This is a genomic window from Flavobacterium sp. RSP46, from assembly GCF_003984825.1.
Lineage (GTDB): Bacteria > Bacteroidota > Bacteroidia > Flavobacteriales > Flavobacteriaceae > Flavobacterium.
On the sequence record NZ_RYDM01000004.1, the window covers coordinates 257,007 to 280,439 of the forward strand.

At 36.0% G+C, this 23,433-nt stretch carries 17 protein-coding genes; 5 read left to right on the plus strand and 12 right to left on the minus strand.

Annotated elements, in window-relative coordinates; genetic code table 11:
* Nucleotides 1-3: 3 nt before the first annotated feature.
* Nucleotides 4-816 (minus strand): purine-nucleoside phosphorylase, encoded by an 813-nt coding sequence (locus EKM01_RS09070; RefSeq protein ID WP_126563854.1) that lies wholly within the window; start codon nt 814-816, stop codon nt 4-6.
* Complete coding sequence (gene lpxK / locus EKM01_RS09075) at nt 788-1,813, minus strand: tetraacyldisaccharide 4'-kinase (protein WP_126767978.1); 1,026 nt, start codon at nt 1,811-1,813, stop codon at nt 788-790. Before lpxK ends, EKM01_RS09070 begins: the two co-directional genes overlap by 29 nt.
* 126 nt (nt 1,814-1,939) lie before the next feature.
* Here lpxK and EKM01_RS09080 point away from each other — a divergent pair, with 126 nt between their 5' ends.
* The 4 genes from EKM01_RS09080 to rluF all read left to right on the plus strand — a co-directional run bounded on the left by EKM01_RS09080 (nt 1,940) and on the right by rluF (nt 5,626).
* Complete coding sequence (locus EKM01_RS09080) at nt 1,940-3,034, plus strand: Nif3-like dinuclear metal center hexameric protein (RefSeq protein ID WP_126767980.1); 1,095 nt, start codon at nt 1,940-1,942, stop codon at nt 3,032-3,034.
* 3 nt (nt 3,035-3,037) lie between these two features.
* Nucleotides 3,038-3,817: a zinc ribbon domain-containing protein gene (locus tag EKM01_RS09085; protein WP_126453591.1), complete on the plus strand. Its 780-nt coding sequence runs from the start codon at nt 3,038-3,040 to the stop codon at nt 3,815-3,817.
* A 38-nt stretch (nt 3,818-3,855) separates the two neighbouring features.
* A complete protein-coding gene (locus EKM01_RS09090; RefSeq protein ID WP_126767983.1) occupies nt 3,856-4,704 on the plus strand; it encodes an alpha/beta fold hydrolase in 849 nt (282 codons plus the stop codon).
* A gap of 109 nt (nt 4,705-4,813) precedes the next feature.
* A complete protein-coding gene (gene rluF, locus EKM01_RS09095) occupies nt 4,814-5,626 on the plus strand; it encodes a 23S rRNA pseudouridine(2604) synthase RluF (RefSeq protein WP_126562297.1) in 813 nt (270 codons plus the stop codon).
* Between the two features lie 130 nt (nt 5,627-5,756).
* Here the strand turns inward: rluF and EKM01_RS09100 are convergent, their stop codons facing one another.
* The 7 genes from EKM01_RS09100 to argS all read right to left on the minus strand — a co-directional run bounded on the left by EKM01_RS09100 (nt 5,757) and on the right by argS (nt 15,637).
* Nucleotides 5,757-7,511: a M14 family metallopeptidase gene (locus tag EKM01_RS09100; protein ID WP_126767986.1), complete on the minus strand. Its 1,755-nt coding sequence runs from the start codon at nt 7,509-7,511 to the stop codon at nt 5,757-5,759.
* A gap of 60 nt (nt 7,512-7,571) precedes the next feature.
* On the minus strand, nt 7,572-9,215 hold the full coding sequence (locus tag EKM01_RS09105) for a M14 family metallopeptidase (RefSeq protein WP_126767989.1): 1,644 nt from the start codon (nt 9,213-9,215) through the stop codon (nt 7,572-7,574).
* 273 nt (nt 9,216-9,488) lie between these two features.
* On the minus strand, nt 9,489-10,415 hold the full coding sequence (locus tag EKM01_RS09110; RefSeq protein ID WP_126563850.1) for a magnesium transporter CorA family protein: 927 nt from the start codon (nt 10,413-10,415) through the stop codon (nt 9,489-9,491).
* Between the two features lie 225 nt (nt 10,416-10,640).
* Nucleotides 10,641-11,522, minus strand: coding sequence for a bifunctional 5,10-methylenetetrahydrofolate dehydrogenase/5,10-methenyltetrahydrofolate cyclohydrolase (locus EKM01_RS09115; RefSeq protein ID WP_126461541.1), 882 nt, complete (start codon nt 11,520-11,522; stop codon nt 10,641-10,643).
* Nucleotides 11,523-11,599: 77 nt separating this feature from the next.
* On the minus strand, nt 11,600-12,949 hold the full coding sequence (gene ffh / locus EKM01_RS09120; protein WP_126461544.1) for a signal recognition particle protein: 1,350 nt from the start codon (nt 12,947-12,949) through the stop codon (nt 11,600-11,602).
* A 128-nt stretch (nt 12,950-13,077) separates the two neighbouring features.
* On the minus strand, nt 13,078-13,794 hold the full coding sequence (locus tag EKM01_RS09125) for a hypothetical protein (protein WP_231507371.1): 717 nt from the start codon (nt 13,792-13,794) through the stop codon (nt 13,078-13,080).
* A gap of 52 nt (nt 13,795-13,846) precedes the next feature.
* Nucleotides 13,847-15,637, minus strand: a complete 1,791-nt coding sequence (gene argS / locus EKM01_RS09130) for an arginine--tRNA ligase (protein ID WP_126555075.1) — start codon at nt 15,635-15,637, stop codon at nt 13,847-13,849.
* 229 nt (nt 15,638-15,866) lie between these two features.
* On the opposite strand from argS, the gene EKM01_RS09135 reads away from it, so the two are divergent.
* Entirely contained in the window at nt 15,867-20,153 is a 4,287-nt protein-coding gene (locus EKM01_RS09135) for a T9SS type B sorting domain-containing protein (protein ID WP_158616096.1), read from the plus strand.
* Between the two features lie 197 nt (nt 20,154-20,350).
* On the opposite strand, the gene EKM01_RS09140 is transcribed toward EKM01_RS09135, so the two are convergent.
* The 3 genes from EKM01_RS09140 to EKM01_RS09150 all read right to left on the minus strand — a co-directional run bounded on the left by EKM01_RS09140 (nt 20,351) and on the right by EKM01_RS09150 (nt 23,186).
* On the minus strand, nt 20,351-21,031 hold the full coding sequence (locus EKM01_RS09140) for a copper homeostasis protein CutC (protein ID WP_126461553.1): 681 nt from the start codon (nt 21,029-21,031) through the stop codon (nt 20,351-20,353).
* Nucleotides 21,032-22,027 carry an isoaspartyl peptidase/L-asparaginase family protein gene (locus tag EKM01_RS09145; RefSeq protein ID WP_126562284.1) on the minus strand — a complete coding sequence of 332 codons (996 nt, stop codon included), beginning with the start codon at nt 22,025-22,027 and terminating at the stop codon, nt 21,032-21,034.
* Between the two features lie 151 nt (nt 22,028-22,178).
* Complete coding sequence (locus tag EKM01_RS09150; protein ID WP_126563848.1) at nt 22,179-23,186, minus strand: 3-oxoacyl-ACP synthase III family protein; 1,008 nt, start codon at nt 23,184-23,186, stop codon at nt 22,179-22,181.
* Between the last annotated feature and the right edge of the window lie 247 nt (nt 23,187-23,433).

Sequence of the window (23,433 nt, forward strand, 5' to 3'; positions counted from 1 at the left end):
TCATTAATAGTTTAAAATCAATTCTTTAATAAGACTCCTCACTTGCGGTTCAGCTTTTTTTGCTGCTTCCAATACTTCATCGTGTGAAATAGTGCCAATACTTTCTTCATTACCCATATCCGTAATTACAGAAATTCCAAAGGTCTCCAGATCCATGTGACGGGCCACAATTACTTCAGGAACGGTTGACATCCCAACACAATCTGCACCAAGAATCTTGACCATTCTATATTCAGCCAAAGTTTCAAAAGTAGGCCCTTGAAGCCCCAGATAAATTCCTTCATGAACCTCGATATGAAGTTGCTTAGCTAATTCAGTCGCTTTTGCAATCATTTTTCTCGAATACGGCTCACTCATATTTACAAAACGAGGTCCAAAACGTTCGTCATTTTTCCCACGTAAAGGGTGCTCCGGCGTCATATTGATGTGATCCGTAAGCATCACAATAGAGCCTACTTTATAAGCCGGATTCACACCGCCTGATGCATTTGAAACCACTAATTTCTCAATCCCTAAAAACTTCATCACTCGCACCGGAAAAGTCACTTCAGTCATCGAATAGCCTTCGTAAAAATGAAACCGTCCCTGCATGGCCACTACTTTCTTACCGCCTATTGTTCCAAAAACCAAGGCCCCTTTATGACCTGGTACCGTCGATACAGGGAAATTTAAAATTTCATTGTAGGGCAGTGTATATTCTACCTTCATTTCATCGGTAAAACTCCCTAATCCTGATCCTAAAATCACACCATATTCTGGCGTAAAATCAATTCTTTGCTTAATGTAACTAACGGTTTCCTGTACTTGTTCCCACATAATCTGTAATTGTTTTATCAAAATTTTCACTCCCGAAAATAAAAGTACTTTTTATAGGCAGATAAAAGAGTTGTCCGCTTGGTAAACTTCCTTTCAATCGCATATAATCTTTTTCGGTAGTGATAATCATGTTGTTTTGAGCTAACTTTTTAATTTCTAAAATGTCTTTATCGGTAAAATTATGATGATCCGGAAAAGACAAACAGACCTCATTAGTATCCTTAAAATAGGCGAAAAATGGTTCCGGTTTTGCAATTCCTGCCACTAGTACCTTAGCAGCATCTTGAATTTCATTCCCCTTTATCTTTAAATTTTCACCATAAATATAACCATCGTATGCTATAAAAGTAAAGTATAATTCTTGATTTTTACCAACTTTTAGCCTCTTTTTAATGTCATCCTGCTCCTCAAATGAAAGGTTATGAGGACATTTAGTCACCATAATCACATTCGCTCTTGCCGCTCCGCTTTTGCTTTCGCGTAAATTCCCGGTTGGCAACATACAATCATCCGAATATAAATCACCATAAGAAGTCAATAAAATATAAAAACCCGCTTTTACTTTTCGATGTTGAAAAGCGTCATCAAGCAAAATCACTTCTGGTTTTATGGATTGCGAAAGCAATTGCTCTATTCCATTTTTTCTGTCGGCATCAACCGCAACTTGAATCGATGGGAATTTTTGATAAAACTGAAAAGGTTCATCTCCCAAGGTTTCCGCATTCGAAGTGGCTTCTGCCAAAATAAAACCTTTAGATTGCCTTTTATAGCCTCTACTTAGTGTAGCAATTTTATATTTATCCGAAAGCAAACGAATCAAATATTCAATTTGGGGCGTTTTTCCGGTTCCTCCAACACTAAGATTCCCAACAGCAATAATGGGCAATTCAAACGAGTATGATTTTAAAACCCCTTTATCGAAAAGAAAGTTTCGAATACACGTTACTAAACCATACAAAACGGCAAAAGGGAATAGTAATTTTCGAAGTAAATTCATTTTACGAAAGTAGAATAAATTATCTTTGATTTAAAAATCTAACACAGATTTCACAAATTTTCGCAAATTAAAAATAACTTTGAATCTGTGTAAAAATATATATCTGTGTAAATCAGAGTCAAAAACATGAAAATCAAAGAAATAATAGACGTACTCGAAGAAATGGCGCCACTCGCCTATGCTGAAGATTTTGACAATGTAGGACTATTGGTTGGCGATCAGGAAACGGAGGCTACAGGTATTTTAGTTTGCCATGGTGCTTTAGAAAATATAATTGACGAAGCAATTGCAAAAAAATGCAATCTGGTGGTTTGTTTTCATCCCATCTTATTTTCTGGATTGAAAAAAATAACGGGTAAAAACTACGTGGAACGCGCTGTTATCAAAGCCATAAAAAATGACATAGCTATATATGCCGTTCACACTGCGCTAGACAATCATCAAGAAGGTGTAAATAAAATATTTAGTGATGCATTAGGATTAATACATACTAAAATCCTGATTCCAAAGCAAAATTTCATTCGGAAATTAGTAACCTACACGATTCCTAAAAATGCGGAAGAAGTACGAAATGCCCTCTTTGACGCAGGAGCGGGAACGATTGGGAATTATGCAAATTGCAGTTTTAATTCGAAAGGAATTGGAACCTATATGGGAAACGAGCACAGCAATCCGCAGGTTGGAGAACGATTTGAATTTGTACAAGGTGACGAAATCAAAATCGAAGTCACTTTCGAAAAACATTTAGAAAAAAAAATCCTGAAAGCCTTATTCAATAGCCACGCCTATGAGGAAGTGGCCTATGAAATTTATGAATTGCAAAACCAACACCAAAATATTGGCTTAGGCATGATAGGCGAATTAAAAAATCCCATGAATGAAAAAGAGTTTCTGCTTTTTGCAAAAGAAAAAATGGAGTGCGGCGGAATTCGGCATTCCGGTTTTACAGGTGCAACAATTAAAAAAGTAGCTGTGCTTGGCGGAGCGGGAAGTTTTGCCATAAAAAATGCAATTCAGGCCGGAGCAGACGCCTATTTGACTGCCGATTTGAAGTACCATCAATTTTATGAGGCCGAAAACAAGTTGCTTTTGGCCGATATAGGACATTTTGAAAGCGAACGTTATACAAAAAATTATATTGTTGAGTATCTTCGGAAAAAAATCCTTAATTTTGCAGTTATTTTATCAGAAGAAAATTCAAATCCAGTTAAGTACTTATAGAATATGGCGAATACGAAAGAATTAAGTGTTGAGGACAAGTTAAGAGCAATTTATGATTTACAACTTATTGACTCTAGAATTGACGAAATCAGAAACGTAAGAGGAGAACTTCCTTTAGAAGTAGACGATTTAGAAGATGAAGTTGCAGGTTTAAGCACCCGTTCAGAAAAACTGAAAGGAGAACTCGAAGTTGTTGAGGATCTAATCAAAGTAAAAAAGAATGCAATTGATGAGCACAAAGAGTCCATCAAAAAATATACTAAGCAACAAGAAACGGTTCGTAACAACCGAGAATTTAATTCGTTGACTAAAGAAATTGAATTTCAAGAATTAGAAATTCAGTTGTCTGAAAAACAAATTAAAGAAATGAAAGCTTCAATCGAACACAAGAAAGAAGTAATTTCTAGTTCTAAAGAAAGATTAGAAGCGAAGTCAAATCACTTAAAGCATAAAAAATCAGAGTTAGACGCCATTATGGCAGAAACAGCTAAAGAAGAAGCGTTCTTAACTGAGAAATCACAAGAATACCAAGCTTTAATAGAAGAACGATTGCTAAAAGCGTACACTAGAATCCGAACAAGTGTTCGCAATGGTTTAGCTGTTGTTTCTATCGAAAGAGGAGCCTCTGCAGGATCTTTCTTCACGATACCCCCACAAACACAGGTAGAAATTGCTTCCAGAAAAAAAATCATTACTGATGAACACTCCGGAAGAATATTAGTCGACAGTGTATTGGCTGACGAAGAAAAAGAGAAAATGGAACAATTGTTTTCTAAATTCTAATTATAGTTAAGTCCCGATACCAATCGGGACTTTTTTTTATGAAAAAAATACTTTATTATCTGTTTACTAAAACTATTGGATTATACGTAAATTTATTAAGCTACGTATTTCTTGACAAGGCAACCCAACTTGCTTATTCTCTTTTTAGCGAACCCCGAGAAGGCAGGCTTACTGCTGCAAAACTTCCTAAAATACTACAAGAAACAGATGCGGAAACTTTTCAGCATAACGGACACGACATTCAAACCTATACTTGGAAAGGAAATAATACTGTAATACTCCTCGTGCATGGATGGGAAAGCAATGCCTCACGCTGGAAAAAAATGGTACCCTATTTAAAAAAATCCGGTAGTACAATCATAGCAATCGACGCTCCTGCTCATGGCTTATCAAGTGGAAAGGAATTTAATATTCCCCAATATGCTAAATCTATTGATTTTATAGTTCAAAAATTTAAACCGCAATACCTAATTGGCCATTCCTTAGGAGGAAAAACCTGCTTGTTTTATCAATCTGTTTATCAAAACAACACTATTGAGAAAATGGTGATTTTAGGATCGCCGAGTGATTTCAAAATTATTCTCGATAATTATATTGCAATGTTGAGTTTAAACTCTAAAATTTCAAAAGGACTTGAAGCACATTATCTACACCATTTTAAACTAAAACTTGAAAAATTCTCAGCCAAGCATTTTGCTACTAAAATAAAAACAAAAGGATTAATCGCTCATGACACTAATGATACAGTTGTTTTATTTGAAGAAGGAAAAAAAATAGCCAGCACCTGGAAAAATTCTATTTTTATTGAAACTAATGGGTTAGGGCATAGCATGCATGACGATGGGTTGTATAAAAAAGTCTCCCGCTTTTTATTTGAAACGGAGTAGAACAAACACCATCAGAATAGTATGATCGTTATGCCATTTCTGCTTTGTCCAAATGACAAAGATTATACAAAACTCCTATAACTATTTCCAAATTCATTACTTTTGTATCATGGAAGAAAATCTAAAACGACTCAATAAATTCATAGGAGAAACCGGGTATTGCTCCCGCCGCGAAGCTGACAAAATCATTGCAGAAGGTCGAGTAACCCTCAATGGAGTCGTACCGGAATTAGGCACTAAAGTTTCACCAAATGATGAAGTGCGTATTGACGGTAAACTAATCCGTGAGAAAAACGAAAAACCTATTTATCTTGCTTTCTACAAACCGGTAGGAATCGAATGCACTACAAATCTGGAGGTTCGCAATAATATTGTAGATTACATCAATTACCCCAAACGTATATTCCCTATAGGACGATTAGACAAAGCCAGTGAAGGATTGATTTTTATGACCAATGACGGCGATATCGTCAATAAAATACTACGTGCAAGAAACAATCACGAAAAAGAATATACCGTAACGGTCAACAAACTCATCACCGATCGTTTTATTGAAAAAATGGGAAATGGCATACCAATTTTAGACACCGTCACCCGAAAATGTAAGGTAGAAAAAATTAGTTCTACCATTTTTAAAATCGTGTTGACACAAGGTTTAAACCGTCAAATTCGTAGAATGTGCGAATACCTGGGGTATGAAGTTACGGCATTAAAACGCATCCGAATTATCAATATTTCGCTGGACATTCCTGTGGGTCGTTTCCGTGATTTGACTGATGCCGAAATCAAAGAATTAAACGAACTCATCGAACCTTCGATCAAAACCGAAGAAGCCAGTTTACCAAAAACAGAAGTGCCAAAAAGAAGAACGGAATTTATCAAAAGAGATGATCCTAGATTTAAAGGACGAGGCGATTATTAAAAAACAATTATAAATAAAAAACCCAGAGCTAGTCTGGGTTTTTAGAAACCATTTTAAAGCGTACTGAATAGCACTTCACTCTAAAACAAATTACACGTTTGTACTGATTAAAAACCACAGTAGTATTTATCTATTTTACTTTTTCAGAGACTGTTCCGCCTTTGGCACTGGAAACGTTTACCGTTGCTCCTGAAGGATTTCCTTTAACGATCCATCTTACTTTTACATTACCCATCCCTTCAATAATAGGTACTGCAATGGTCTCTGGACTGAATTTTTGTTCTGTAAATAAATTCAAATCTTCGTTTTGAACTGTCATACCCGCTACAACGGTACTACCCGCTAAACTGATATAATTAGGACGCTCTATCTTGTTTTTTACATCATGTCGCGAATGGGTTGGAATGATCCTTGTATTCATAATTGTGGCAGTCACTGCAACTAAATCCCCTGAAAGCTTTTCAGTTTCAATACCTACAATTTCTAATTTTGGAGTCTGATACGCATGGTACAATGAAAACGCCATGTTTCTGTGTGCATCTTCCTGAATCATGAACCCCGGATGATTCCGAATGTAATTCTTTTTAGGACCGCCTATTTCAATATCGCCAAACTGCGGATGATTAAACTCCTTCCATTCTACATAGCCATCACCAAACAACAGGTATTTATCAAATTCATTGAATTCATCATTATCCCATCGTCCAGCGGTATTTTTTTGGTTAAATAACTTATAGGAAGTCATTAATTCATTACTAAAAGTAAATATCCCTCGAGTCAAAGACAAAAAATCAATTTCTCCACCATAAACAGTGTACAAGTCTTTGTGAATTACAAAATAATTATAACCGGGAATCATTTTTTCCCCTAACTTTCCAATATTATCGTACACTTCAATATCTTGTGGAGCAAATAACGCATCGTCTTCTGCAGCGCCAGGACCTCTTAAAAACATTCCGCCGTAATTATGGTAGCTTTGTGCTCCGGCAATATTGGGATGATTGATAATAAAGGCTTTTATAGCACGGGTTTCAGGAAGTGTGCCTGGATAAAACAATGCCCCATTTTGAACATAATTAGGTTGCCAATTCCATCCCCAATCTCGGTTTGGATCATACGTCCCAATCAAATCCTCATTTACTAAACCATCTTTATCGTTATCTAAACCTTCATACCCTAACATTTCATAGTCTCCTATTTCATCTCCTTTGACCTGATACATGCGAGTAGGATATTTAGGATCTGTTTTCCATCGTCCTGTTTTTGATTTTCTGCGCATCATCACGATATTCCCGTCGTTATCTAAATCATCAAGCGTATCTTCATTCACCAGACCATCACCATCATTATCAAAAGGACGCATTCCTGAACGAGAGGTATTAGAGTTGTTCGGTTTGTAAATAAAATTTTCCCGCCCGTCAGGACTGATAGTCATTACAATATAAAACACCTTTTCTTTTAATAAAGTATTTATGAATTTAATAGTTTGAAAACTCTCCGCTAAATACCATGCCGTATACATGGCAACCTCAACACCTTGCATTTCATTTGCGTGAATTCCGCCATCGATATAAAAACCAGGCTTGTTTTCAACTTTATCGGAATCGAAATCAGAGATCGTTAATACCCAAAGATCTCTTCCTTCATAGGATTTCCCTACGGATTCCATTTTAACTAAATTTGGATAGGCCTTCACCAAATCTCTTCCTAGCTGAGTCACCTGTGCATAATCATGGTACTGATCCCAAGTCATTTTTACTTTGGGATTAGCAGGGGAACCAATGGCACGGATGCCATTTAAATCTTGTGGAGCAATACCATTTTTTTGAGCATTAGTAACCCAAAAAACAAAACTGAACAAGCTGAATAGTATGTATTTTTTCATTTTTTTACTTTTTATCGGTGAGGATTCAATATCCTTTTTTATTTTTTTGAAGTCAACTTATTATTTCAAATCAGCAATTACCTCTTTAAATCCTGCAGTGGCACAACCTGTAGTGATCGTCACTTTTCCTGTACCTGAAATCAGCCATGAATATTCCTCTGATTCATCCGCTTGCATACTATTACGGATAAAATATTTCCTGCCAGAAACCATGATTTGATTTTTTTGGAGTAGAATTTCTGTTTTCATTTTAGAAACAAATCGGATTTTATCTCCTATTTCAGTATAAGTAGGCAGCAACCCTTTATTGGCCACTTTTATAGTGACGCGGTATAAGTTCTCCTTTATCTTTTCTACTTCGGGAACATTTGTTTCAATTTTTGGCATGGCTGCCAAAAGTTCTTCCACAAAAAGCACATGTTTATTCGCTGTTTCTTCTAAAAATTTCACAGGTGGATTGTTCAGAGCATAAGGGATAAAACCTCCTACTTCTACTTTTTGATTTGGAAAATCAGGATGTTTAATAACTGACCAGTCAACAAAAACATTTTTTATATTTTGGCTATCAGCCCATTTTAAAAAAGAGACTTCTGAATTCAATTCCTCTTTATCTTTTTCTGCTGGCTTTTCTAATTTAGAATACAGCGAATCTTTTTTAGCCTCTACTTTAGGAACCCACCAGCCTGGTGTTGAAAAACTGAATCTCCCTGCATGGAAATAAGCGGTTTGCGCAAAATTTCCTTTGGTCATCGGCATTTTAGGGCCGCCTTTGATTGTCGCTTTTTGGGTATATAATTTAGAAACCTGCTCTGCTGCTTTACTATCTTTTTCTAACCATCCTTTAATAATTCTAGAACTAGCTAACTTACTATCATACTTTGGAGTCTCAGATAAATTATTGTGCATCCCAAAAGTAAGTACACCATAAATATTCTGATTCAAATATAAAAAATCAAGAAGTGCCCTGGTTTCTGGCTCAGAAGCTACATAAACTCCTGCCCCTTTTTCGAAAGCAGGATAGTCAAAAGTAAAATTTTTGTCGATATTGACTCCTTCTGAAAAATCTTCATTAAACATTCCGTCTTTATCGGTATCAATTCCCTCTGAAATTAAAACATACTTGCCAACCTGATTTTTTGTTGGATCTGCTTTTATTAAAACACGGGAATCCTCTGGGCTTTCAATGAAACTTCCTGTTACATCTTCAATCCGAAGTTGCGTAATTAAACCATCTTTATTTAAATCTTCAAAAGGGTCTTCGCCTATTTTACCGTCTCTGTCATCATCTGTTTTGGTATCGTTACCGCGCTTTTCCATTTTTACAGCACCAAAAGCAGCATCTATGGCATCCGGATTTACAGCAGGAACAAAATAAATCGTTTTTTCTTTTAAAATCGCAGCTAACTTCTCGTTTTTCAATACGTTATCAATCATTTTTAAGGTGATCTGTGTACCAGCACGGTATTTTCCGTCAAGCCCGGCTGTGATAAGCAAAGCTGGTTTTGGAGTGGTTGATTCGGAAATTGTTACTACCCATATTTCTCTGCCTCCACTACTTTTACCAATTGATTTTACAGTGCAATATTTACTTTTGGCGTCAAGCTCTTTTAGACTTTTAGTAAGGTTTTCATAGCTCAGGTAGTCCTTTTGAGCGTGAGTGATACCAAAACAAAGTACGAATAAAAACAGTAATTTTTTTCTCATTAGATAGTAATTTATTTGAGAAATAAATGTAGTTTATAAATTTGGCCTATCCTAAATTATGCGAAAAATATTTCATAAAGCCATCATTAACAAGGCGCTTTAACTCTAAAAAAGACCATTATTTGGTGTATACAGCTATTATTTAACCCTAAACATAGTATTATACTTTTATTTCAAAATCATTATTTTGGAAAATTAAAACTTTTTGATACACTATTAAAGTAAATCCATAGTCTCAGGAATAGTGAAATTTAAAGTTGAAATCTATTTCTATCAAAACCATCTTTTTCTTTTGAACAAAAACACACCAAAAGCAGATAATAAAACAGATACAGAAATGACAATCCAGATTCCATAACGATTGTCTTGTAAATCATTAGGCACATTCATTCCGTACAAACTGGCAATCAATGTTGGAATCATCAGAATAATCGAAATCGAAGTCATCTGCTTCATAATCGCATTCATGTTATTAGAAATCACAGAAGCGTACGCATCCATAGTTCCCGTTAAGATGTCGCTATAAATATTAGTGGTTTCCTGTGCCTGACGCAATTCAATTTCAACATCCTCCAGTAAATCTAAATCAAAATATTCTTTTTGGGACTTTATATTCTTGATTCGATGCAATAGGATATCATTCCCTTTCAAGGAAGTCATAAAGAATACCAAACATTTTTCTATTTGAAGCAACGCTTGTAATTCTTCATTTTTAATTGACTTTTCTAAATTGTCCTCGGCTAATCTTATTTTTTGATTGACTTGCTTTAAATATTTCAAAAACCAAACACTGGAGGAAAGTAATAATTTGAGCACTAAATCGAAGTTGTCTTTAATATTGATGTTCTTGCGTTTGGTATAGGTTACAAAATCAGTAAGCATTTCCGTTTTATGAAAACTGATGGTAATACAAACTTCTCCTTTAAAAACAACTCCAACAGGAATCGTATGAAAAGGCAACTTCACATCATTACTCTTCACAGGAATTCGCATGATAATCAAAGTCCAACCATTTTCAATTTCTATCCTTGGTCTTTCGTCAATATCTTCAATGTCGTTATAAAATGCTTCGGGAATTTGTATGTCTTCGAGTAAATATTTTTTTTCGGCTTTGGTAGGACATTCAATATTTATCCAGCAGTTTGGAGTCCATTCAGCGGTGGCAATTAATCCGTTATTGTTTTTGTAAAAAGCTTTCATTTCAAAAATTCTATAGGTTTATGTACAGCCTCTTAAAAATCGTTCAAGCGCTATATTAGTTCAACATTTCCGAATAATAATCGTCCATTTTAAAGGTTTTTTTAAGTGGTACAAAAGTATTCTTTAAATTCCATTTCCGCTTCAATTATCAGAATTTTATACATTTTTAAACTAAAAAAAGCCTTAAACTTGTGTCTAAGGCTTTCAATCAAAACTATTTTCTCTTTATTTATTTCTTTTCATTTCCCGTGCCAAAAGCGTATTTTTCAATAACATTGCAATGGTCATAGGTCCTACTCCACCCGGAACCGGAGTAATAAACGATGCTTTTTTACTTACATTTTCAAAATCAACATCACCGGTAATCACATATCCTTTTGGATGTGAACTATCTTCCACTCTGGTAATACCCACATCAATAACCACAACACCTTCTTTCACCATATCTGCTTTTAGGTAATTAGGAACTCCTAAAGCCGTAATAATGATATCGGCATTTTTAGTGTATTCTTCTATATTTTTGGTTCTGCTGTGCGTAAGAGTTACAGTTGAATCCCCTGGATAACCTTTGCGACTCATCAAAATACTCATTGGTCGACCCACAATATGGCTTCGTCCAATAACAACAGTATGTTTGCCCGCTGTTTCTACTTTGTAACGTTCTAACAATTCCATTATTCCATAAGGCGTTGCAGGCAAAAACGTTTCCATTTCTAAAGCCATTTTTCCAAAATTGGTTGGATGAAATCCATCCACATCTTTATCAGGATCAATAGCCATCAGAATTTTCTGCTCGTCGATGTGTTTGGGCAAAGGCAATTGAACAATGAAACCGTCTAATTCATCATCTTCATTTAGTTCTTTGATTTTTGCCAATAATTCAACTTCCGAGATGTCTTCCGCTAAAGAAACCAATGTAGATTCGAATCCTATTTGTTGACATGATCTTACTTTGCTGCCAACATAAGTCAAACTTGCGCCGTTTGATCCAACAAGAACCGCTGCTAAATGAGGCACTTTCTGCCCGTCAGCTTTCATTTTCTGCACTTGAATAGCAATCTCGCTTTTTATATCTTCCGCAGTTTTTTTTCCGTCTAGTAATTGCATTTTTATTTAGTTTAATGTATTAAAGCCGAAAGTCTTAAAGTCATTACAACTTTAAGACTTTCGGCTTTTTACTCATTTTATCTCATTCCTGGCATTCCACCTTTCATACCACCCATCATTTTCATAAGGTTTTTACCTCCTGGCCCTTGCATCATTTTCATCATCTTGCTCATTTGTTCGAACTGTTTCATCAATTGATTCACCTGTTCGATTTTGGTACCGGAGCCTTTAGCTATTCGGGCTTTTCTTTTCACGTCAATTAGAGCCGGCTTGCTCCTTTCAACTGGAGTCATCGAGTGAATAATGGCTTCAATATGTTTGAAAGCATCGTCTTCTATTTCCACATCTTTCATGGCTTTTGAAGCACCTGGTATCATTCCAACCAAATCTTTCATATTACCCATTTTCTTTACTTGTTGAATTTGAGAAAGGAAATCATCAAAACCGAATTCATTTTTGGCAATTTTCTTTTGGATTTTTCGTGCTTCTTCTTCATCAAATTGCTCTTGGGCTCTTTCGACCAAAGACACAACATCTCCCATTCCCAAAATTCTTTCGGCCATACGAATTGGATAGAACACATCAATGGCATCCATCTTTTCCCCTGTACCTACGAATTTAATGGGCTTATTAACAACTGATTTGATCGAAATTGCTGCTCCACCACGCGTATCTCCATCCAATTTAGTCAAAATAACTCCATCAAAATTTAATCTTTCGTTGAAGGTTTTTGCTGTATTCACAGCATCTTGTCCGGTCATTGCATCCACTACAAACAAGGTTTCTTGTGGCTCGATGGCTTTATGAACACGTTCTATTTCGTTCATCATTTCCTCATCGACAGCTAAACGACCAGCAGTATCGACAATCACGACATTGAATCCATTTGCTTTTGCATGTTTGATTGCGTTTTGAGCAATTTCAACCGGATTTTTATTTTCTGGCTCAGAATATACCTCCACTCCTATCGAATCTCCAACTACATATAATTGTTGAATTGCCGCTGGACGGTAAATATCACAGGCCACCAAAAGTGGTTTTTTGTTCTTTTTTGTAAGAAGATAATTCGCTAATTTCCCCGAGAAAGTAGTTTTCCCCGAACCTTGCAAACCAGCCATCAAAATAACCGTTGGATTCCCGGAAAGATTGATTCCGGCAACATCACCACCCATTAATTCTGTCAATTCATCTTTTACTAACTTTACTAGTAATTGTCCAGGTTGAAGCGTTGTCAATACATCCTGTCCAATTGCTTTTTCTTTTACTTTGGTGGTAAAATCTTTGGCGATTTTAAAGTTGACATCCGCATCAAGCAAGGCTCTTCGAACTTCTTTCAACGTTTCGGCTACATTTACTTCCGTGATTTTTCCGTGACCTTTAAGTATATGAAAGGCTTTATCTAGTTTATCGCTTAAATTATCGAACATACTTTTTTTTCTCTTTAATTAAGGCGCAAATTTAAGCATTTGATTTTGAAGTTTAAATAGTATTATAAATAAAAAGAGGCTATCTTCTTCAGATAGCCTCTTTTATTATACGATCAATTAACTTTAGATTAATCGTTGTCGTCTAAATCTGTTTCATTTTCTAGTAAATTTTTTATGAAGTCGCCAATATCGTTGTGACTATCTTCATTACCAGTACTAATTTCGATAACTCCGTCTCCATCGGTATCTAATAATAGGCCTTGGTCTGCCAAAGTTGTTAATTTATTCATTAAAGCATCAAGATGTATTTTAATGTTTAAAGACAAATCATTACTGTTGATAGTGAAATCTTTGTTTTGGTCTTCAAAATCCAATTCAAGTTCGGCATCCTCATCGCTCCAGATAATAAATGGTTTCCCATTTATGGTTCCTTTAATCAAATAAGTCTTACCATTCATTTCATCAAGTAAAGTAGATTTTTCGAATTTAAATTCGATTTCCTCATATCTCGCATTCGGAACATTTACAGAAGTAATAAATGGACTTAACGTTAGGTTTGGATCAAGCAAGTCTAATAAAAATGGCCCATTAAGTTTAACGTCATCATATTTAGGATCCATACTGTACATCGCATCTTCCATGTCGGTTTCAAATTCGATATTCCCAATATTAATTTTAAAATCAGTAAAAACTACTGTAGAGGCAGCAGTACGAGAATTTAGAGAAGTCTTAGCTGTTGTAGACACCGCGGAGGCTTTCAAGGTTACATTCCCTCCTGAAGCGGGATCATTTGTACAAGAACTTATTACAAGTGCAAGTAAAGCTAAGATTGAAATTTTTTTCATAATCGTATTTTTAAATTATTAAGTAATTATTAACGCAAAAAATATGCCATTATTACATTCTTTCTGGCACACTAATACCCAATAGTTTAAAGGAAGCCGCTATAGTATCTGCTACTTTTTTAGATAATTGAACTCGGAAAATTTTCTTTTCGAAATCTTCTTCGCCAAGAATAGGGACCGCCTGATAGAATGAGTTGTATTCCCGAACTATATCATAGGTGAAATTTGCAAGCAAAGCCGGACTGTGATGCTGTGCTGCATTTTGTATCACTTCAGGAAACAACGCTAACTGTTTCACCAATTCTTTCTCTTTTTCATGAAGTATTGCAACTTTTGATTTATTCGAAAAGTCAAAATTCGCTTTACGAATAATAGATTGAATTCTGGCATACGTATATTGAATAAACGGACCGGTATTTCCGGCAAAATCTACCGATTCTTCGGGATTAAATAGGATTCGCTTTTTAGGATCTACTTTCAAAATATAATATTTCAAAGCACCCAAACCAATAGTTTTATATAGCTCACTTTTCTCTTCCGCAGAATAGGTGTCTAATTTCCCTAAATCTTCTGCTATTTTTTGCGCTGTATCTATCATTTCCTGCATTAAATCATCGGCATCAACAACCGTTCCTTCACGGCTTTTCATCTTTCCAGAAGGCAAATCTACCATTCCGTATGATAAATGAAATTGGTTTTTAGACCAATCAAAACCTAATTTTTTCAAGATAAGAAACAACACTTTAAAGTGATAATCCTGCTCATTTCCTACGGTATAAACCATTCCGCCTACATCTGGATAATCTTTCACACGCTGGATTGCCGTACCAATATCTTGCGTCATATAAACTGCAGTACCGTCAGAACGCAATACAATTTTACGGTCTAAACCTTCGTCCGTTAAATCAATCCACACGGAACCATCCGGATCTTTTTCGAAAACGCCTCTGTCTAAACCAATCTGAACAACATCTTTTCCTAATAAATAGGTATTACTTTCGTAATAATATTTATCGAAATCGACTCCAAGGTTTTTATACGAAATAGCAAAACCGTCATAAACCCATTGGTTCATAGTTTTCCAAAGCGTGATTACCTGTTCATCTCCTGCTTCCCATTTTAGTAACATTTCTTGCGCTTCCAAAATAATTGGTGCTTGTTTCTTTGCTTCTTCTTCTGTTTTACCTGCGCTTATTAATTGCGCTATTTCTTCTTTGTACTTTTTATCAAAAGCAACATAATAATTACCAACTAATTTATCTCCTTTTAATCCTGTTGATTCTGGAGTTTCTCCGTTTCCGAATTTTTGCCAAGCCAACATCGATTTACAAATATGGATTCCTCTATCATTAATGATTTGGGTTTTGTACACTTTTTTACCAGAAGCTTTAATAATCTCTGCCACCGAATATCCTAAAAGATTGTTGCGTACGTGACCTAAATGCAATGGCTTATTGGTGTTTGGTGAAGAATATTCCACCATTACGGCTTTGTCTTCAGTCCCGACGCTTCGGGATGGAGTAACGAAACCAAAGCGTAAATCGTCTTTTATTTCATTAAAGAAATCCAAATAATAGTCATCAGAAATAACAATATTTAAAAATCCTGAAACAACATTAAATCGACTCACTTCTACCATGTTTTCGACTAAATAAGTTCCTATTTTATTCCCTAGCTCTACAGGATTACTTTTGACTACTTTCAATAATGGGAAAATAACCACAGTGATATCTCCTTCAAATTCTTTGCGTGTAGTTTGAAATTCTACTTTGTCAATAGCAATGCCAAATATGGCTTGAACCGCTTTTTCGATCGAAGGCGTAAGAATTTGTGATAATGTCATTTTATGTGTTTATTTTAAGGTTACAAATATAGTATTTAATTAGAAAAATCATTTAGAAAATCGATATGGAAACTCATAATAGCATTACTAAAGATTCTATTCTTCAGAGAAGAATTTTTAGTAAATTATAGGATTAAAATTACAAATATGTTTAAAAATACTATTGCATCGTATTAATTTACTTTTTATCGGTTTTTTGTATATTTGAAATATGCAATTAATTAATAATATGAAAAAAATTCAACTCCTGTTTTTATTATTATTTAATGCCGTTTGTTTTTCACAATCGGTAACAATCAATACATCTACTTACACGGCGGATCAATTGATTAATGATATCTTAATCAATTCACCTTGTGTATCCGGAACCAATGTCACTTATAAATCCGGTTCGTTTTATGGCTCAACAAATGGTATTGGTTACTTTGAAAACAGCAATGCAAATTTCCCGTTCGCAAATGGTGTCGTTTTGAGTACCGGAGATGTTAATAAAATTATCAGTCCCAATACTACTATTTTAAGTGATGGTAATTCAGCTTGGCTGGGCGATACTGATTTGGAAAGAAATTTACTTTCTCAATCAGGAATAACTATTAATTCTATAAATGCGAGTTACATTGAATTTGATTTTCAACCAAAAACACCTAATTTTAATTTCTCCTTTGTTTTTGCTTCAGAAGAGTACGGAACCTCCCAATGTAACTTCTCTGATGCATTTGCATTTCTTTTAAAAGATGTAACGGCTGGAAGTTCAAATATAAATTTAGCCGTAATTCCAAATACAACTGTTCCGGTTTCTGTGGAGACAATAAGAGATGATGCCTATAATCAGAATTGTCCTTCTGCCAATCCTAACTATTTTGGAGCTTTTAACGGCAGTGGATTTGGTCCTGCAATAAATTTTAATGGACAAACTGTTTCAATGTTAGCTTCAGCGACCGGTTTAGATATCAACCATATTTATCGCATCAAATTAGTTATTGCCGATGGAGGAAATAATACAGGTTATGATTCTGCCATTTTTTTAGAAGCAAATAGCTTTAACATCGGACAAGATGTATTAGGATTTGATTACACAGTGGCGAACAATACTGCTATTTGTCCTGGAAATACTTTACCAACATTATCTGCAATGGGTTTAAGTCCCGGAACCACTTTTGTATGGAAAAAACAAGGAATAGCATTTTCTCCGGCACAAACAGGAGAAACATTAGACCTCAACACAATTACTCCACTGGTTAGTTCCGGAATTCATACCTACAGTGTCACGTATAAAGAACCTGAATGCATCGCGGTTACCGATGAAATCATTATAGAAATTTATCCTAAGATTGGTGTATTAAATACCGTTCCTAACATTTACGCCTGTGATACCGGAGCTTCATCCTCTGATTTTGATTTAAATAAAAACAGCATAATCATTCTAGCTGGCGTTAACCAATCGTCCGGAACAGCTGGTGTTTTAGATGATTTGCCCGCAGACACTATTATTTCCTATCACCTAACTAATGGAGATGCCATTGGGAATACTGGCACAGTACCAATCCTTCAGACGATTGCGAGTATTGAAAGTGGCAAGCAATTTTTTGTCAGAATTCAAAACCCAAATACATTATGCTATGAAATCAGGTCTTTCCAATTGCTTATTGTTCCGCCACCACAAATTGCAAATACCCCGGCAGCTGCAACATTATGCTCCAGAAATTTATCTGAAAGCCCTTTAAAAGCTAATTTCAATTTGACGTCACAAATTGCATCGATCATAGGTTCTCAAAATACCTCGGACAAGATACTTACTTTTCACTCCTCATTAGTAGGAGCTAATAACAATGCAAACATCATAACTCTAAATTCGAGCAACCAATTGTTATCGCCAAGTGCAACGTTGTGGGTGCGTTTACAAAATATTACAAATCCTAATTGTTATGTTGTTACTAGTTTTCAATTATTAGTATCTCCATTACCTAAAGTCGATGTATTAAACGATGTGTTTGTTTGTACGTCTTATACCTTACCTGTATTGCTAAATGCCGGAGCACAATATTGGACTGGAACTAATGGAACTGGAACACAACTTTTTGCCGGAAACGTGATATCTACAACGACAACTAATTTATATGTTTTCAATCAATCCGGAGTGTGTACCAACCAAGATTCTTTTAATATTACTATTGCAAATTTAAGTACTATCACACCCGCTTCTGAAACCTATTGTACAAAATATAAGCTTCCGCCTTTGTCCTATGGTAAATATTTCACTCAAAGCGGAGGCAGTAGCGCCCCAGGAAACACACAATTAGCTGCTGGATCCACAATAAATACTCCGGGAATAAACAGGATATATGTATGGTTTGAGGACACTACGGTTACCCCGTCTTGTACACAAGAAAACCCTTTTGATATCACAATAATACCCTTTACTGCATTGCCGAATTATGTAAATCAATTTGCATGTACATCCTATATCCTGCCGGCGGATCTCAATGGTGGCGTCTACTATACAGGCAGTAGCAAGAGCGGATCTCTTTTGTCTGCAGGAACAGTAATAAATACAACTACTCAAATCTACGTCTATAAAGAAACAGCTACGTCTCCAAAAAATTGTGCTGATGAAAAAATCTTTAAAGTTTTTATTAATCTATCAAGCATCACGCCTCCAACAGATGTAAATTCCTGTTCTGCCTACAAACTGCCTGCATTAACAGTAGGAGAATATCGAACTGCTCCTGCGGGTGGCGGAACAGTTATTCCTGCCGGAACATTCATTAATGCCACTACAACACTTTGGTTTTATGTCACAGGTCAAACGTGTACCGATAATTTAGATTTTACCATTACGGTAAATATTACTCCTTTACCAGTATTAGCAGATACAGATCCGCATTGCGACGTCTATTATTTACCTGCAGTAGCACATTCAGGAAATTATTTCACGGGAACTTTAGGAACCGGTGCGCTTCGGCCAGTGGGCTATCCTGTAACGACAACGCAAATCATGTATTTTTATGACAAAGCTACTTCCGGACCCTGTTATGTGCAAGAAGAATTCTTAATTACCATTAATAAATCGCCTGCAATTGATGCAAAACCGGTTGAAGTTATTCGATGTGGCCAAAATTATATTTTAGATAATTTGATAAACGGAGAATATTACGAATTTGCAGGCGGACCATCGCCCACAAATCCTGTTTTACCTCCCGGTACCATTTTGAAAACCTCAAAAACAATCTATGTTTATGCTCCTGCTACCGTCACTAACAGCTGTGTATCGGAATACAGCATATATGTTTTAGTCACTTTTGTAAATGACATAGCAGATCAATATGCCTGCAATAGTTTTAATTTACCAACCATAGTAGGGATTGGAAGTTATTACACCGCTTCAAATGGTCCCTATGGAACTGGAGTGCAATTACTGCCTCCTTATTCCCCAATAACTACCACAGCAACGCTTTTTGTATATGTAGAAAACAACAATAGAGTTACCTGCATTGATGAAGACCCTTTTATTGTCACCATTTATAACACTCCAATTATAACACCTATTACTCCTGTCACCAGATGTGAATCTTTTGAACTTCCTTCGTATACAGCTCCTGTAACACGATATTTCACTAATCCAGGTGGTCCAGGAAGCAACAACACTGAAAAATTCCCAGGGGATTTCATCACTGTTTCAACCACTATTTATGGCTATGCCCAATCAGGAACATCAGGAACAGTGATTTGTCCTGCCGAAAAACCGATGGTAATTACTATCACCAAAAAACCAAAACCAGTCCTTATCGTTCCTACCATTTGTATCGATATTGATACCGGAATCACTACCGATGCCTTGATTGAAAGTGGATTTACTGCACCACAATATTCCTTTGAATGGAAAAGTGAAGATGGAACTTTAGTAGGTACAGCTGAGAATTTGTCAACAAATGAACCTGGAAACTATACGCTCACTGTTACGAACTTATCCATTTTTGGCTGTACTGCTGACAGCGTCCCTTTTACGGTTATTGAATCTTCAAAACCAGCCTCTGTAACTTATACAACCAGCGGGTGGTTCACGGACAACCAAACCATAACTGTTATTGCCGTCCCATTTGTAGGTGATGGAAGCAATTTCTTATATTCATTAGATGGAGGTTCCCCTCAAGAGCGTAATGTATTCACCAATGTGAGTTCCGGAATTCATGAAATAACGGTCAGCGATGCCAATTGCGGAACTTTCACCATTCCAGTAACAGTGAAACTTATCAACAGTCCTAAATTCTTCACTCCAAACGGAGATGGATTTAACGATACCTGGAACATCACCGGAATACCAAATCAAGAAAATTTAAAATTATATATTTTCGATCGTTATGGAAAACTATTGAAAGAACTATTGCCTAACGGTTCCGGTTGGGATGGAACTTTCAATGGATATGCACTCCCAGCGGATGATTACTGGTTTTCAATTTCCTATACTGAGGACTCTGTTTTAAAAGAATATAAATCCCATTTTTCTTTGAAACGATAAAAACTTCTCTATTATTTTATAAGGTTTTTATTAATATAAAACCTTTTTTTTGTTATTTAAATAAAAAAAGCAAAATGCTTGTAACAAACTAGCCTTTCCTTAGTCTACTCTAAATCAAAAGAAACTCATTTTAATAGTTTGTTACAAAAAGAAAAACCCGGAGTATGCCAACTCTGGGTTTTTTGATTTATAAAGTTTTACAGGGATTCTAAATTTGCTTTTAGGGCTTGGATCTCCAACTGATTTGCTAGTTCCCCTGCATCAATAATTGCGGAAGAATGATAGAAAATAGCTTTTGTTTTTTGTTTTAATGCGGTAATATTAACAGAACGCAAACCGCCGCCCGGCATAATTATAATTCGGTCAGTTGCTTTTCTAACTAAGGCTGCCAAAACATCGATACCGTCAACTACATTTGTTTCTTGTCCAGAGGTCAAAATGGTTTTAAAACCACATCCGATTAGCGATTCAAGTGCTTGAAATTTATTTTCTACTCCATCAAAAGCACGATGAAACGTACAAGGCAATGGGTTTGCCAAAGCAACTAAATCCTTATTTTGTTGTTCACTGATACTACCGTCTTCTTTTAAAATTCCAAAAACAAAACCATCAACCTGAAGTTTTTTGAATGCCAAGATTTCTGATTTCATTTGTGCCACTTCAGAATCAGAATAAACGAAATTCCCACCACGAGGCCGAATCATAACATTCAAGTCGATGGTGATTTTATCGCGAACAATTTTAGTAAGTTCTAAATCTGGCGTTGTTCCGCCCGCTGTTCTATTGACACACAATTCAACCCTGTCAGCACCACTATTTTCAGCAATTATAGCCGATTCTAAATTAAAACAGGCAATTTCCAGTTGTGCTTTTTTCATTTATTTCAAAAAATAATCGGCATCAATTAATCGGTTTCCAGATGTATCATGGACAGCATAGTTGAAACCGCCCTGAATGCAATACGAGCCATATTCTCCTTTTTTATTTAAGGCAATGAAACCAACTTGGATATCTTTTACATTTTTATTTCTTTTACGGGTCAAATTTACGATTCGGGCAACCGCTTCCTCACACGCTTTTTGTGGTGATTTTCCTTGGCGCATCAGCTCAACCACTAAGTGACAACCAGAAATCCGAATCACTTCTTCTCCATGTCCTGTGGCCGTGGCCGCACCAATTTCATTGTCTACATACAATCCAGCGCCAATAATCGGGGAATCACCCAAACGTCCGTGCATTTTAAAAGCCATTCCGCTAGTGGTGCATGCGCCAGAAAGATTACCGTCAGCATCCAATGCAATCATCCCAATGGTATCATGATTTTCAATATTGGCAATGGGTTTGTATTGGCTGGTTTTCAACCACTCTTTCCATTCTTTTTCAGATTCTTCCAACAATAAATTTTCTTTTACAAAACCTTGCGACAACGCAAACTGCAAAGCACCATCACCTACCAACATGACATGCGGTGTTTTTTCCATCACAGCGCGAGCCACCGCAATGGGATGTTTTATAAACTCCAAACATCCTACTGAGCCTATATTGGCGTTTTCATCCATGATACATGCATCAAGTGTGACGCGACCGTCTCGATCTGGTCTTCCGCCATAGCCTACGCTCCGTTCCGTAGGATCGGCTTCTGGAATTTTTACTCCGGCTTCGACAGCATCTAAAGCTCGTCCGTTATTTTTTAAAATTTCCCAAGCGGCTGCATTCGCTTGGATTCCAAAATTCCATGTCGAAAGCACAATAGGTTTACTTCCTTTTTTAGATGAAAAATCATTTTCTTCCTCTGGTTTCCCTTTGAATGAATGTAAAGCCATAGCTGCGGAAGCGAAAGCAGCTGTTTTTAAAAAATTTCTACGATTAGTCATTTTGATTGTATTACTATTGGTTGCATCAATTTTGAACTATAAATATAACGGTTCCTCTTTAAATAAAAAAAACCTGCACAATAATTTGCGCAGGCTTAGACTATTTATCAAAGAACAATTGGAATCGACATACGATTTATTGTACTACTATTTACCATTTAATAATGGCGCTTCCCCAAGTAAATCCACTTCCAAAAGCGGCTAATACAACCGTATCTCCTGATTTTATTTTGCCTTTTTCCCATGCTTCAGTCAAAGCGATTGGAATAGAAGCGGCGGTAGTATTACCGTATTTCTGAATATTATTATAGACCTGATCATCGGTCAAGTTGAATTTCTTTTGGATAAACTGTGAAATTCTCAAATTTGCCTGATGCGGAATCAACATATTAATATCCGAAACCTGCAAATTATTCGCTTGTAATCCTTCATTAATTACTTCGCTAAAACGAACCACTGCATTTTTAAATACAAATTGTCCGTTCATGTACGGGAAATAACTCTCATCATCCAGATCATTATCTGCCAAGATATCTGTTATCCAACGGCCTCCCATTCCGGGCGCTTTTACAATTAATTCTTCGGCGTGCTGCCCTTCAGAATGCAAGTGTGTGGATAAAATTCCTTTGGTCAAATCCTCTTCTCTGCTCAAAACAGCCGCTCCTGCACCATCTCCAAAAATTACTGAAACCCCTCTTCCGCGCGAGGTCATATCCAATCCGGTAGAATGAACTTCTGATCCAATTACCAATACGTTTTTATACATGCCAGTCTTGATATATTGATCTGCCACTGATAAAGCATAAACAAATCCAGAACATTGATTTCTTACATCTAATGCGCCTACGGTTCTTAACCCTAAATCCCGTTGCACTAAAACGCCTGGACCAGGGAAATAATAATCAGGGCTTAATGTGGCAAAAACCACAAAATCGATGTCTTCCTTAGCAACACCAGAACGCTCAATAGCAATTTTGGCAGCTTTCACTCCCATAGAAGTCGTCGTGTCTTCTCCTTTTATAATATGTCTTCGCTCCTGAATTCCAGTTCTTTCCTGAATCCATTCATCATTAGTGTCTATAATTTTGGACAAATCGTCATTAGTCACTACGTTTTCGGGAACATAATAACCCAATCCTGCTATTTTTGAATGATACATATATTATTGTTATTTTATTAAAATACGAGTACAAATTTAAAACATACTTGAAAATATGAGCACACAAATTACTACTTTTTTAGCAATTTACAACTTTTATGCTTTTTTGCGCAATTTCTTGTTATACTTACAAATACAATCTGTTGAAGTGCTTAAAAATAATACTATTGTGACCTCATCCGGATCTGACTCAAACGTTAAAAAAAAGTTTTTGTTTCCAAATGTAACAAGATTGATTTATTTTAGA

Coding starts and splice junctions, on each gene's coding strand:
- EKM01_RS09070 (WP_126563854.1), bottom strand. CDS start 816: ATGTGGGAACAAGTACAGGAAACCGTTAGTTACATTAAGCAAAGAATT.
- lpxK (WP_126767978.1), bottom strand. CDS start 1,813: ATGAATTTACTTCGAAAATTACTATTCCCTTTTGCCGTTTTGTATGGT.
- EKM01_RS09080 (WP_126767980.1), top strand. CDS start 1,940: ATGAAAATCAAAGAAATAATAGACGTACTCGAAGAAATGGCGCCACTC.
- EKM01_RS09085 (WP_126453591.1), top strand. CDS start 3,038: ATGGCGAATACGAAAGAATTAAGTGTTGAGGACAAGTTAAGAGCAATT.
- EKM01_RS09090 (WP_126767983.1), top strand. CDS start 3,856: ATGAAAAAAATACTTTATTATCTGTTTACTAAAACTATTGGATTATAC.
- rluF (WP_126562297.1), top strand. CDS start 4,814: ATGGAAGAAAATCTAAAACGACTCAATAAATTCATAGGAGAAACCGGG.
- EKM01_RS09100 (WP_126767986.1), bottom strand. CDS start 7,511: ATGAAAAAATACATACTATTCAGCTTGTTCAGTTTTGTTTTTTGGGTT.
- EKM01_RS09105 (WP_126767989.1), bottom strand. CDS start 9,215: ATGAGAAAAAAATTACTGTTTTTATTCGTACTTTGTTTTGGTATCACT.
- EKM01_RS09110 (WP_126563850.1), bottom strand. CDS start 10,415: ATGAAAGCTTTTTACAAAAACAATAACGGATTAATTGCCACCGCTGAA.
- EKM01_RS09115 (WP_126461541.1), bottom strand. CDS start 11,522: ATGCAATTACTAGACGGAAAAAAAACTGCGGAAGATATAAAAAGCGAG.
- ffh (WP_126461544.1), bottom strand. CDS start 12,949: ATGTTCGATAATTTAAGCGATAAACTAGATAAAGCCTTTCATATACTT.
- EKM01_RS09125 (WP_231507371.1), bottom strand. CDS start 13,794: ATGAAAAAAATTTCAATCTTAGCTTTACTTGCACTTGTAATAAGTTCT.
- argS (WP_126555075.1), bottom strand. CDS start 15,637: ATGACATTATCACAAATTCTTACGCCTTCGATCGAAAAAGCGGTTCAA.
- EKM01_RS09135 (WP_158616096.1), top strand. CDS start 15,867: ATGAAAAAAATTCAACTCCTGTTTTTATTATTATTTAATGCCGTTTGT.
- EKM01_RS09140 (WP_126461553.1), bottom strand. CDS start 21,031: ATGAAAAAAGCACAACTGGAAATTGCCTGTTTTAATTTAGAATCGGCT.
- EKM01_RS09145 (WP_126562284.1), bottom strand. CDS start 22,027: ATGACTAATCGTAGAAATTTTTTAAAAACAGCTGCTTTCGCTTCCGCA.
- EKM01_RS09150 (WP_126563848.1), bottom strand. CDS start 23,186: ATGTATCATTCAAAAATAGCAGGATTGGGTTATTATGTTCCCGAAAAC.